The organism is Sporomusa sp. 246TCP1 (assembly GCF_057319775.1).
In genome coordinates this window covers 5338467-5350830 of record NZ_CM170492.1, presented here as the reverse complement: position 1 = coordinate 5350830, position 12364 = coordinate 5338467, and the positions used below count along the sequence as shown (strand labels likewise).

The window sequence follows — 12364 nt, the reverse complement described above, 5'->3', positions numbered from 1 at the left end:
AAAAAAATAGATCGACTTATTTAGGCAATTCGAGAATACATCCCCGACCTCGAATTGTTTTTAAAATCGAACTATAGGTTCCCAATTTTTTCCTCAGGCGAAAAATTAGAATATTAACTTCTTCAGTACTAACATCTAATACGCTGTTTTCTAAAGCACGCTCTTTCCATACTTCATTCATGATGGTATCATGAGAAATCACTTTATCACGATTCTGATAAAGCAAAGCAAATAACTCCCATTCTTTAACAGATAGATATACCTCTTGTCCATTGATTACTAATTGCATTTTATCCAAATTAACAAGAAAAGAACTATCTAATAGGGTTTCGCGCTCCTTCTCAGACTGAAGTTGTCCAATGGACGGGTCAATTGTATTTTCAGACATCTGTGGAAGAACAAACCGGAAAATAGCAACGTCCCCAGCAAGACTAATCCTATCCCCATCATGTAGACTCACTTCATTCGAGGCCTCAACTCTTTCATAGTTAATCAGTGTTCCATGGCGACTGCCAAGCTCAGACAACATCCATCCGCCATTACGAAACTCAATAACACAGTGGCTGCGGGAAATTAAAAGATTAGTAAAACTTATTTCGGGTACAAAAGAAGCAGTCATTCTACCTATCAAATTCTTATTGATTTGTAACGGCAAAATCGTACCAACTTCATACGGAGTACCCTTTTCAATTATAAGAAAAGCTACATTTTCCACTATATTTCCCCCAGGCTTGAGGTAGTAATATTGAAGATGATTTGCACCTATAGCTCACAAGGGTAGCCTTATTTACAAATCATCACAATACATTCTGAACATCTACCTTACTATAGCACTGATAAACAAAAAAACTGCCAGTACTAATAGTCAAATTAGCAACCTGGCAATCATAGATAAAAATCTTTAGACCCATGGCTTTGCGTCCTTACCTTTCGGATAAGTTTGCCCATATAATATTCTCTATTAAACAAGTAACCAATAATAATCAAAACAAAATTCATACAATATTTTTTATATTTTACATTTTTCTTTTAATTCCTTCTATGCATTGGATTTTTTGTAAAATTTGTGAAAGAATTCGTGTTTTTAAAAAATTTTGACGGTTTTTCTAAATATAAAAGGCCAGTCAAGGTGGATTACCTTCATCCTAATCGGCTCATTATTATTCCTACTATTCAGTTATATATTGCATAGCAGTTGATCTTTATCTGTTATATAATTGTAATTCAGCAGTAATGTTGTCACTAAAAAATATTTAATATACTATTACCTATAGATTGGTTTATTCCTATATAAATTACTCTTATACTTAAGAGGAAATAAAGGAATTTTGTGGTATAAAAGTAAGATATACAAATAACGGAGTGTGGTTACATGTTTATTGAAAATTATTTTTGTCGATTACTTGCTAGCCTATTACTATTAACAGTTATATTACTCCCTTCACCTTCTTTTGCTGAAGTTAAAGAAATCATTGCAGAAGGTACTTATATTATGGGTGATGGTGAAACTCCTTCTGTTGCTCAAGAAAGAGCTGTAGTCGAAGCAAAGCGTACTGCTATTGAGCAGGCAGGTACATATCTTGAGAGTTTTTCTGAAGTTAAAAATATGCAATTAACTAAGGATGAGATAAGAACTTTTGCATCAGGCTTAATTGAGACTACCGTGCTCGATAAGAAGCGTGATATTGTTGGCGATGAAGCATTTAAGTTCTGGGTTAAAATTCGCTGTACAGTGAGTACAGATAACGTCCAGGCAATGCGAAATAAAATCCAGGATAAACAAAGCCTCGATATGTTAAAGGTAGTACAAGAAGACTATAAAAGGGCTATGCAGGAGATTACGGCACTTAAACAACAATTGGCACAAGCAAATTCTGTTGAAGCAAAAAAACAAGTCGAAAACAAGATAGCACAAAATGAGCAGTCTTTCACTGCTATTCAATGGTTCGGTAAGGGATGTGATTATCTTTTTTCTACTAAGGATTACGATAATGCTATAACGGCCTACAGTAAAGCAATTGAACTAAATCCTCAATACATTACAGCTTATGTTAATCGTGGTATAGCTTACCAAATAAAAAATAGAACTAATTTAGCAATTGCAGACTACAACAAAGCTATTGAGTTAAATCCTCAAAATGCAGATGCTTATAATAATCGCGGTTCGATCTATGGCTTTCAAAATGAATATGATTTAGCAATTGCAGACTACAACATTGCTATCCAATTAAATCCTAATTACGCAGGGAGTTACAGCAATCGCGGTACATCTTATTTAGCTAAGGAACAATATGAATTAGCAATCAAGGATTTTACCAAAAGTCTTGAATTTGAGCCTAAAGATATAGAAACTTATCAGAAACGTGGCTACGCGTATTATTCCCTAAAGCAATACGACTTAGCTATTGGGGATTATTCAAGAGTAATACAGTTAAATCCACAATTGGTATCAGCTTATAATATTCGTGGTACTGTATATTTTGATAAGAAGCTATATGATTTAGCTATCTCTGACTTTAATTCTGCTATTCAAATAAATCCTGAATATGTGACTGCTTATTATAATCTAGGTGTTAATTATGAAGCAAAGGGTGAGCTATATACGGCTATATCGTATTTTGATAAGACTATACAATTAGACACTAAATACACAGATGCTTATCTTAAAAAAGCATTAATATATATGAAACTAAGACGGAGCAAGGCAGAAGTTGTTCAGTTATTCAAACTATTTTTACAATACACTTCTGCTAGTGACCATGACCCTAAAGTACAAGCTAAAGTACAAGCTGTTAATAACTTGTTAAGAAGCTGGGGAAACCGTTAGCGCTTTTAGAAATTACATATTTTAATGAGACTCGACAAGCATATAAAATGTTTTTGCAGATATACTCGATCTACTGACCCTAATATAGAAAAAGTTAAGCGTCATATTCGAGAGGTTGGAGGTGTTATATAGTTTAATTAGATTAGTTTTTTAGAAAATTAATTATTTTAATCGAATTGGAGTGATCTGGGTGATAAAAGAGTATAGAATTATAAAAATTATTTTTATAGGTATAATTTTTTCATTGTTTTTTTTGAACCAAAGTGAACAGGTTTATGCTTTTCCTAACGAACCAGATGGGTTTAGGGAAATTAAATGGGGTACAGATCTTGAAAAAGTTAAGGATATAATGAAATACCAATACACTGATAAAAGTCTCGGCGGAATTCAAGTGTATAAACGAGATCAAGATGATCTTCATTTAGATGATGCAAAGGTTCAGAATATTTTCTATGGCTTTTGGAAAGGAAAACTAATTTCGGTAAATGCTCGTTATAATAAATATGATACTTGGTTAATTTTGCGGGACAATGCTGAGCTAAAATTTGGTACTCCTCAAAATAAGACTTATAATGAATATAGTTATGCTTGGCGTGGTACTAAGAGCAGAATATTACTTTATTATGATGAGAAAAAAGATAGTGGAGAATTACATATGTTTTCTGAAGAATTAGTAGAATTAGTGACTCAAACTCGAAGCCAGCAATAAAATAGTTTGTACTATATTGATTGCAACACTATCTGTAGACGTGATTCGCGACACATGAAGATACCACGTTATAGTTTTTTTATGTCTGTTGTGCGCAGCATGCTTCAATTCGCCCTCACTCACACAAACCAAGGAGGTCATTATTGATGTTATTCAGAAAACTACTGTCGAAAATCTCCCAAAGCCTTTTGGCAGGACTAATGATACTCATTCTGTTCGCACCGTCCGCCTTGGCAGAAACCAGGACCGTAATCGCGACCGGTGAATATACTATGGGAGAAGGAGAAACCATGCTGACTGCCAAGGGACGTGCCCTTGAGCAAGCCCAGCGGTCTGCTGTCGAACAAGCAGGCGTCTACCTAGAAAGCTATACACAGACAAACAAATTAGCCGTAACCAGAGACGAAATCACTGTCCTGGCCAGCGGGATGGTGTCCATAGCGGACAAGCATTATGACGATCCCAAGTTCGTTTCTGCCGGTGGAATTCTATTCCGCGTCACCATTACGGCCAAAGTGGATCCAACAGAAATCACGGACACCCGCATCGCCGAACTGCGCCGCCACAATCAGGAGCAAGCAGTCATTGACGACTACAAAAAACTCCGCCAGGATTATGACCGAATTAATCAGGAAAATGAAAAATTGAAAAGTGAACTAATTGCGGCCAAAAACGATCCAGACAAAAAACGGGTCGTAAGCCAAATCGCCGCCAACGAAAGCCAGTTCACTGCCCGCCAGTGGTTTGAGAAGGCGATGACGATGAAAGAGAATGACTATGACGGCAAAATTGAAGCCTATACCCAGGCTATTGCTTTCGAACCCCAGTATTCAGGAGCCTACGTAGCTCGCGGTATTGCCTACTGGTTTAAAGGACAGATTGACCGTGCTATCGCAGATTATAACCAAGCAATTGCTATTACTCCCCAATATGCTACCACCTATTCTTTTCGTGGGCTTGCTTACGCCTCAAAACGTCAGTTCGATCTGGCTATTCTTGACCTTACTAAAGCTATTACTATAAATCCTCAAGAAATCGATGCATATAATCGCCGTGGAGTTGTATATGAAAACATAGGTAATTTAGACCTTGCCATTAACGATTATAATCAATCACTTTCTATTAAGCCGCAAGGCAGCACTTACTTCAATAGGGGGCAGGCTTATAGAAAAAAAGGCTTACTCAACCTTGCCATAGAGGATTACAATCGCGCCATTTCTATTGATCCTCAACATTACTTTCTATATTATCACCGAGGTACTGCCTACCAAGAACAAACCAAACTAGAACTTGCTGTTACTGACTTTAGCCGTGCTATATTCCTCAACCCGGAGTACGCCGAAGCCTACTATTCACGCGGCACTGCTTATTTAAATCAAAGGCAATTTTATCTCGCCATTGCTGACTTTGACAAGACTTGCGTTCTCATGCCCCAGTTTGCGTATGCTTATTTTGCTAAAGCTTATACTTACGAAAAAGCAGGTTATAAACAAGAAGCTATTAATACTTATCGCCAACTTCTCTCTCTTTCTCCAACTCCCGATATCCAACTAATTCAGGAGGCCAAAAAACGCCTCGCCGCTCTGGGCGGCTGAGAAAGTGAGCACTGTTAAAAAATGTTTTTGTCAACTGAAAAATCCGCCACAATAATAATTAAAAACTCCCCCATTTGAAGGTAAAAAAATATTAGGTATGCATCTAAGCTTCCGTTCGAAGAAATCCAAGACGATAAGCCATTGAACAGTGGTTCAAACAAGGTTATGAATGGGAACCTAAGTTGAGCTATGACGTTCTTTCTTTGCAAAACATGGAATTGCCTAACAGGGGAGACCCCTATGGTAACGGAGTCTTCATCTGCAGGAACGATTTTGCCATTTTCTCTGGGTCCTTAACAAAATCTCCAGTTGTCATATTTGCATACTGTGGTGGCAATTCGTTGATTGCTACAGAAAATTCAGGTTTCTCCACTTTTTCAGAAGGAAAAAAGTGGCAGTCTACATTGCGCCAATTTCTGTTTGCAGAGTATTCTCCCGCACTGTCCAGTTATCAAGATAAGTCAGGGTAAAACTCTGTTTATTATTTTTGTAGGCAGCAGCGTTACGGTCTTGTCTGCCATAACTCCCGTCAGTACCGCCACGCTTATCAGCAAAATAACGGTTTTTTTATGATTGTCATACCTACACCATCCTCGCCTTTATATTCCGTCCTTTATTCTGTTCAACGCTAACCAGCTGTTCCTGCAGCGTTTTTTCTACGACTCTGGCATTTCTGCCAGGGTTTTATTTTTTTATTGCACCCTTGGTTAAGCGCTTACGATCAAGATGCATATCTTTGCCGTTAAATTTACTGGCATCCAACAGAACCTGCTTTGGATTTGATGAAACATATCGATCAAACATGTGAATTGTTTCATAATAAAAGTCTAATCACTTGAGATAGAAATAAACTCTCACCCTCATGAATACCTCCTTAAAAAGACAAAACTGCCAAATTACTATCTCCACCCTACAGTCATAAACTCTTCCGTTAATTAGATCCATGGCTTTGTGCTCCTATCTTTCAAAATTTTTCCTAAGTTATCTTTCCTATTTGCACACTCTGAGAAGAAGCAACAACATATGCAGCTTTAGGCTGTTAATAGTTGAAAAATCACCATTTAGTCATTTTAAAAAACAGTTTGGATTGGATGGAGATAACCCATTTCAAACCTGCCAAGACTAACTTATTACTACTACCCTGGCATAGTCACTGATGACATATAATCAAATTGTAATAGTCCTATAATATTATACCGCCGCGGAATTTTCTATAATGATTTTAGTAACCATAGCGCTACTAAATGTTTCATAGTTTCACCCCAATAATGTTTTGCTGGTGCCTACTTAATGGGCTATGGTTTGTGAAAACATCTCTTAGCAGCAAGGTGGTGGTAGATACTTATTAGAAATTGATTGAACCCTGAAACATTAAAATTTAAGATTATTGGCGTTATTAACTACTCAGATACTTGTGCAAGGAGTGTTTAAGAATGAAAACTCGAACTATTTTGTGCTATTTACTCAGTTTATGTTGTCTTGGATTTACCCAGTCGGGTTGGGCGGCACCAGACGCCTCACCGGATAAAGCAAAAAGTAAGTCTTTTTTGGATAATCCAGCGTGGAAAGACAAACTAACATTTAACTGGGAAAACAACTACTATTACTGGAAAGATGATATGGGTAACAGTGGTTTTCAATTCATACAACCATATACTTTTACCTTTAAGGAGAACAATGTCGAGTACGGTTTGCGGACAGCGTACATAATATCGGAAAACAAGTCAGCAAACGCCAGTGGCAGAGTAGCTGCGTGGAGCGATACTGCATTGAGCATTGCTCATGTAAATAACAATGAGCAATGGCCGGTTCGGTATAATCTGGATATGAATTTGCCAACAGGCAAAGCTACACTGTCTGGCAACCAGAAAAACGCGATTATGGATAATGCCTTAGTTCATCAAACACGTTTTGGCGAAGGTTTTAATATTACGCCCGGTATCAATATAAGCCGTCAAGTCGGGCCAAATGATATTATTGGTTTTGGTACCAGCTATGTAGCGCGTGGTAAGTATGACCCTAATGGAGATATGAAGCATGATGAAATTAAACCAGGTGACGAGTGGATCAACAGTCTGCAATGGCAACACACAGAGCAAAAGTGGCTACTCATGTGCGGCTTGACTCATACTGGTTATGGTATTACTAAACGTGATGGCTCTGACTATTACCAAAAGGGTAAACTCATGGATTACAATCTGACATATCTAACTGAGCTGCCTAAAGACCAGTCGCTGATGCTAAACTACCGTTATTCCAAAGAAAAACCGGATAAATACATGTCGATATTCGGGGGGCTTGCCGAAGAGCCAGGAAACAGCAATGGAGATAGTCAATACGCAAGTATAACTTGGAGTAAGACGTGGGATCAAAAGAGAACCTTGCGACTTATGCTTGATATTCTTAAAACAGATGCCAATAGCTATGACCCGATTGATGACTTTTATAACGCAGGTCGGACAAAGCATGGCGGTGGGATTGGGTATGATGTGAAATTCACGCCTCAGAGTAGGTTGTCTTTTGATGTAAGGAAGTACAATATGTTGGATAAGGCTACTTTGTATACTGGACGTGATACCCGGTATGATGGGTGGATTTTTTATACGAGATATACGTATGATTTTTAACTAAGGAAATGAATCTGAATATAATTCATTGAAGGGGAGTAAGCAATGAGAATATCTATGTTAGTAATAGTCTTATTTCAGTTGTTATTCTTTGGGGGAGGTATATTAGCTGTAAGTGCATCACCAGCTGTTATAGATTGTGCTTATTTATCTTATGCATCATATACAAAACACGACCAAGCTCTAACAGATAGTATGCTAGAGATGTCAAATAAGTGGAAGTTAATTGACTGGGTTGACAACATGTTCAGCGGACTAAATATGGGTGTGTATAAAAATACTACTACAAACGAAATCGTAATCGCTTTTGGCGGTTCAGGAGCTGCTTCTAAATCTAACCTTTTCGATTCGTCGATTGAGATAATAAAGGATTGGCATACTAATTTAGCGCAGACTCCAGATGTGGATGTTCGCCCTCTACAATATACTGATGTTGCATATAAAGTTAAGAATGTAATCAGGCACATAGAAGACGGAAAAGGCGAGTATAAAGGAACGAGTACAAAAAGCATTTCAGTAACAGGCCACTCACTAGGTGGAGGTATAGCCCAATATATTGCTGTTACACAAAATATTCCTGCAGTAACTTTTGATCCAGCCCCGATACCCATGTCTAATTCTATAAGACAAGAAATGAAAGATGGAAACCAGAATGTTCCTATATACAATTACCGAGCATCCAACGATCCTTTGACAGAGCTTATGCTTTCTATGGAAGAAGTTTTGAAAGTATTACATAAAATGGAACAGAACTTGGAGAAAAAAAACAAATCTAGAGATAAAATCGTCGAATCTTTGTACTATGCCTTAGATGTACTTACAAAACCAGGTAAAGAAAAAGTAATGGTTTCAACGATAAAAACAATATATAATGATCGTCCAGATGATTTTCTCAATTTTGTAAAGAATGCACAAAAGTTGTACTGGGGTAGTAGTTTTACTGAGTTAGGTGAAGTCAAAGGGCAATTCGGGCACGACATAAAAGATTTATACAAAAACTTAGAACGTCAAAACGGTTCACTTCTTGTTCAACAAGGTTATATTAATCCTCCTGATAGAGCACCGTCTGGAAGTTTTATACTTATGCAACAGCAATTATCTAATATCACCAACAGCGGTACGTCACATATAGGTACTGCTCAATATTTCATGGGCAATAAAAATGCCAATAAATTTGTAATGGACGCTGGTAAAAAAATAGATCTTCACAATCAAACAGTAGTAGAAAGAAGCCACTATGTTAATAATGGGCAAATCGTTGAAACTCCAGTTGATATTAAATTAGGCTGGACTGCCTATCGCGATATTGACCTTCATTTGACTGGACCTACAGGAAATAGCGAACAACGCTTCAATATTTATTTTGATGCCAAAGGCAGTTTAGAGAGTTCACCGTATGCATATTTATATCATGATAATATTTCCGGTGGTCCCGGAGCCTCGGAGCAAGTTCGAATAAATCAATTGCAAAATGGCATCTATCGGGTATACGTGCATGATTATACCGGCAGGTTGGCTACCGGGGACAACTTTGGACTTAGAGATTCAGGATCAGTCGTAAGCTTCCATATTGCCGGAAGCAATGATCCTCGTGGTGAAGGATATAATCTTGGCAGAGAAATAGGGCGTGTTATAGTGCCTGCGGGTTTGGCTAGAAATACCTGGCTTGCGTTAGAATATGATTCGCGGACAAAGATTTTAAGACTTGCCGACCCTAACAACATTCAAAGTGCCAATATTGCCACGGCCAGTCAAGTGCCTTTTAAGCAGTAGCTTCTTCATGGTTCGTTGTAAAACGTGCATTTTAAACAATATATCGGTCATCATCACCCGTAACAAAACTTTTTGCTATTGATTCTGGCCCGCTACTTAATGAACAACCAAGTATCAAGCTTTCTTCGGTAGCTGCCGCTGTCGCTCGCAACTTCGGTGGTATTAGAGAATATTAATACGACAAAGGACTGAACTCATTATTTTGAGTTCAGTCCTTTGTAATGAAAAATATTATCCAATAACCTTGCTGGCCACTGCTAGCAATTCTCTGTGGAGACGCTCGTCTTCGGCAATAATGCCAGCTACTTTTGCCTGAATATCCTGTTGAATGGGTTGGTCTTTTATACTGCTTAGATTAATTTTGACATTATATAGCGCACCATGTAGTCCGGCATGAGCCATCAGTCCGGCAACAGAGGCGTCGCTGGCGGCATTGCTGTTGCCAATGGCTAATACCCGTACCGCCAGGGACAATACCGTTAAGCAGCTGCCAGCAACGCCCAGCGGCAGTCTGGCGGCAGCTATCATGGCCTGTTGAATGGCTTCACTGCGCACAATTTTTTCACTTTCTGTTGCTTTAGGAAGCTTATAAGCCGCCATTACCTTGTTAAAGGCTTCCGTATCAGCATCAACACAGTCAGCAAGCTCACTGGTTAATTGATCCGCTTGAGACAGAATACCGGCTATCTCACCTTGTACTTCCATATATTTGCTATTGCCGACTGTCAGCCGGCAGACCATGGCCGCCAAAGCTCCGCCAAGCGCCCCAGCCAGCGCCGCAATACTGCCGCCTGGGGCCGGAGAATTTGACCCCAGCTCTTCTAAAAACTCGGTCAGTTTCATTTGCATTAACATAGTATCCGGCCTCCTTTATCCAAGGTTTTCTTCCAGCACCTGTTTACGCTCAAAGCCCTCCAGCCGCAGGTAGAAATCGGCTGTATCAATAATGGCCTGCAATGGTACCATACCAACAATTTCACTGCCAATGATGTTCACACCATACCGCGCTGCTTCGGATTTAACAGTCTCAAACACCCGGTGCAGCGGTGTACCGGTATAATCCACCATATTGATGGTAACCTGAGCCATATTCCGTTCTTCGATCATGCCCCCCATAGCCCGGCAGTACTTAGCGGTGTTGCCAACTTAGCAAGATATACCGGGCAAAGACAATTGTAGTATGGCTTACCAACATATCATAGGAACGTCCTTGAAACTCTTTTTGCAGCCTAAGCAAGGATTTTGTGCATTTGAAAAATGTCTCAATATCCCAACGCATACCATAGATGCGAATGATTTCTTATTCGCTCGCCAACTACTTTATTCGCCAATTTAACAAAGTCTATGGCAAACAAATAACCCAGCTTTCGCCTGATTTAGAAAACAGCCTCCTTAAGCACAAATGGCCTGGTAATGTTCGCGAATTATGCCATAAGCTTTTCCGATAATGAAGCCACCTTAACTTCAGCCTTTCTTCCCGATTATTTTCATCGACAGTCCCTTGCCCCTATGCGCTCCGAAACGCTGGACAGTAACAAAAACCAATCGTTGCCCCATACACTTGACGAATTAGAACGCAAGCTGATTATACATGCGCTCACCGCAAATAACGGCAACATTACCCGAGCCGCTTTGTCTCTTGGCATACACCGGCAAAATTTGCAGGCTCGCATAAAAAAATTAAATATTAGCAAAAATATACATTTTTGTTGATAACAGTAAAAAAACAAAAAGGATTAACTAGATCTTTTTTTGCAGGCAATATGAATTTGTTTTGAATCCGCGAAACTTAACTCAATTGCTGTCATTCACATACGATCTAACATGTATGCTACAACCTACACCAATAAAAAGGGCAGCCTCCGGTTGGAAGCTGCTCTTTTATTAAAATTTCATTTTCATTGAAAGTTCAGTAGTTGCACGATCTTTGCTATCAGTTTTTTGCTCGCCCCATTCATGAGACAATTCGAGGGCAGTATTGCCGGAAAGCTTGTAGCCAACAGATACACCCATTCCTTTAAATCCTTTGCTTGCTTTATAGTTGTCATCCCAATCGGTAAAATCATTGCTGGTAAAGAGGTCGGCGTCCATATCACGATAGGAGATACCGTATTCAAACTCGCCTTCTTTTTTAGCCTTACCAAATTCCGCTTCAATTACATAACCATTTTTCTTATCAGTACTGTTTTTTATCCATTCAGTGCTAATAACAGTTTGGGGAGCAACCTGTGTTTCTGTATATAACCCGTAAAACTTTTTATCAGCTTGTTTACCAGTATAAATACCGGCATCAGTTTTGTCGAACTGATGCTTAAGATCAAAAATTGTGATTTTTTGAACATCGCCAACTAATGTTCCCTCTTCATCATCCAATATCAAATCCTGGCTATCCTGGCCATGGTAGATATTTAATTCAGTTTTACCCTGTTCAAATTCAATGTTAGCTCCAGTAAAGCCATCAATATCCATCCATAGGCCTTTACCGATCTCCAAAGGCTGCGCACCAAGCTTTAAGCCTATTGGTTCGGTAAACTTATGTTTAAGGTATATGTTTTGCACTTCGATTTCATTGACTTCTTGTTTATCAGCATTATTAAGTTCGTTTTTGAATTCAAATGAGGCATAAGCGGTAGATTTGTCATCGACTTTAGTTTTCAGGTGCAATTCCAGGCTAATTTCATGGGATCCTTCAGACTTGTCGCCTTCTTTCTCTACTTCATACTCATATTCCACTTCGCCGGACCAGATAATAGGAGCGGCCAAAGTGGGGGCTGTGGGCAGAGTTAAGGCTACCACTACAGCGGCGGTAAGGGCATGTTTTTTCATAAAATTG

At 38.8% G+C, this 12364-nt stretch carries 12 protein-coding genes, 1 pseudogene and 1 riboswitch; of the genes and pseudogenes, 8 read left to right on the top strand and 5 right to left on the bottom strand.

What is annotated here, in order from left to right; translation table 11 throughout:
- Positions 1-16 precede the first annotated feature (16 nt).
- Positions 17-715, bottom strand: a complete 699-nt coding sequence (locus AC1ECB_RS25240) for an FHA domain-containing protein (protein WP_485666371.1) — start codon at positions 713-715, stop codon at positions 17-19.
- A gap of 154 nt (positions 716-869) precedes the next feature.
- Positions 870-955, bottom strand: a riboswitch (cyclic di-GMP riboswitch).
- A 417-nt stretch (positions 956-1372) separates the two neighbouring features.
- Here AC1ECB_RS25240 and AC1ECB_RS25235 point away from each other — a divergent pair.
- The 6 genes from AC1ECB_RS25235 to AC1ECB_RS25210 all read left to right on the top strand — a co-directional run bounded on the left by AC1ECB_RS25235 (position 1373) and on the right by AC1ECB_RS25210 (position 9531).
- Positions 1373-2827, top strand: coding sequence for a tetratricopeptide repeat protein (locus AC1ECB_RS25235; RefSeq protein WP_485666370.1), 1455 nt, complete (start codon positions 1373-1375; stop codon positions 2825-2827).
- A 190-nt stretch (positions 2828-3017) separates the two neighbouring features.
- Positions 3018-3536: a hypothetical protein gene (locus AC1ECB_RS25230; protein ID WP_485666369.1), complete on the top strand. Its 519-nt coding sequence runs from the start codon at positions 3018-3020 to the stop codon at positions 3534-3536.
- Between the two features lie 146 nt (positions 3537-3682).
- A complete protein-coding gene (locus tag AC1ECB_RS25225) occupies positions 3683-5131 on the top strand; it encodes a tetratricopeptide repeat protein (protein ID WP_485666368.1) in 1449 nt (482 codons plus the stop codon).
- A 341-nt stretch (positions 5132-5472) separates the two neighbouring features.
- Positions 5473-5601, top strand: coding sequence for a hypothetical protein (locus AC1ECB_RS25220; protein ID WP_485666367.1), 129 nt, complete (start codon positions 5473-5475; stop codon positions 5599-5601).
- A gap of 963 nt (positions 5602-6564) precedes the next feature.
- Positions 6565-7758 carry a hypothetical protein gene (locus AC1ECB_RS25215; RefSeq protein WP_485666366.1) on the top strand — a complete coding sequence of 398 codons (1194 nt, stop codon included), beginning with the start codon at positions 6565-6567 and terminating at the stop codon, positions 7756-7758.
- A 45-nt stretch (positions 7759-7803) separates the two neighbouring features.
- The gene (locus AC1ECB_RS25210) at positions 7804-9531 is read left to right on the top strand and encodes a Tle-like phospholipase domain-containing protein (RefSeq protein WP_485666365.1); all 1728 of its coding nucleotides are present in this window, start codon (positions 7804-7806) and stop codon (positions 9529-9531) included.
- A 231-nt stretch (positions 9532-9762) separates the two neighbouring features.
- Here the strand turns inward: AC1ECB_RS25210 and AC1ECB_RS25205 are convergent, their stop codons facing one another.
- The 3 genes and pseudogenes from AC1ECB_RS25205 to AC1ECB_RS25195 all read right to left on the bottom strand — a co-directional run.
- Positions 9763-10386, bottom strand: coding sequence for a cyclodeaminase/cyclohydrolase family protein (locus AC1ECB_RS25205; protein ID WP_485666364.1), 624 nt, complete (start codon positions 10384-10386; stop codon positions 9763-9765).
- A gap of 15 nt (positions 10387-10401) precedes the next feature.
- Positions 10402-10638, bottom strand: a complete 237-nt coding sequence (locus AC1ECB_RS25200; RefSeq protein WP_485666363.1) for a hypothetical protein — start codon at positions 10636-10638, stop codon at positions 10402-10404.
- A 25-nt stretch (positions 10639-10663) separates the two neighbouring features.
- Positions 10664-10831: pseudogene (locus AC1ECB_RS25195) on the bottom strand (IS4 family transposase); the annotation flags it as partial.
- Here AC1ECB_RS25195 and AC1ECB_RS25190 point away from each other — a divergent pair.
- Positions 10818-10979 carry an AAA-type ATPase lid domain-containing protein gene (locus tag AC1ECB_RS25190; protein WP_485666362.1) on the top strand — a complete coding sequence of 54 codons (162 nt, stop codon included), beginning with the start codon at positions 10818-10820 and terminating at the stop codon, positions 10977-10979. The pseudogene AC1ECB_RS25195 and the gene AC1ECB_RS25190 sit on opposite strands and share 14 nt — an antisense overlap.
- On the top strand, positions 10945-11244 hold the full coding sequence (locus AC1ECB_RS25185; RefSeq protein ID WP_485666361.1) for a helix-turn-helix domain-containing protein: 300 nt from the start codon (positions 10945-10947) through the stop codon (positions 11242-11244). Before AC1ECB_RS25190 ends, AC1ECB_RS25185 begins: the two co-directional genes overlap by 35 nt.
- A gap of 171 nt (positions 11245-11415) precedes the next feature.
- On the opposite strand, the gene AC1ECB_RS25180 is transcribed toward AC1ECB_RS25185, so the two are convergent.
- Complete coding sequence (locus tag AC1ECB_RS25180) at positions 11416-12357, bottom strand: hypothetical protein (protein WP_485666360.1); 942 nt, start codon at positions 12355-12357, stop codon at positions 11416-11418.
- Between the last annotated feature and the right edge of the window lie 7 nt (positions 12358-12364).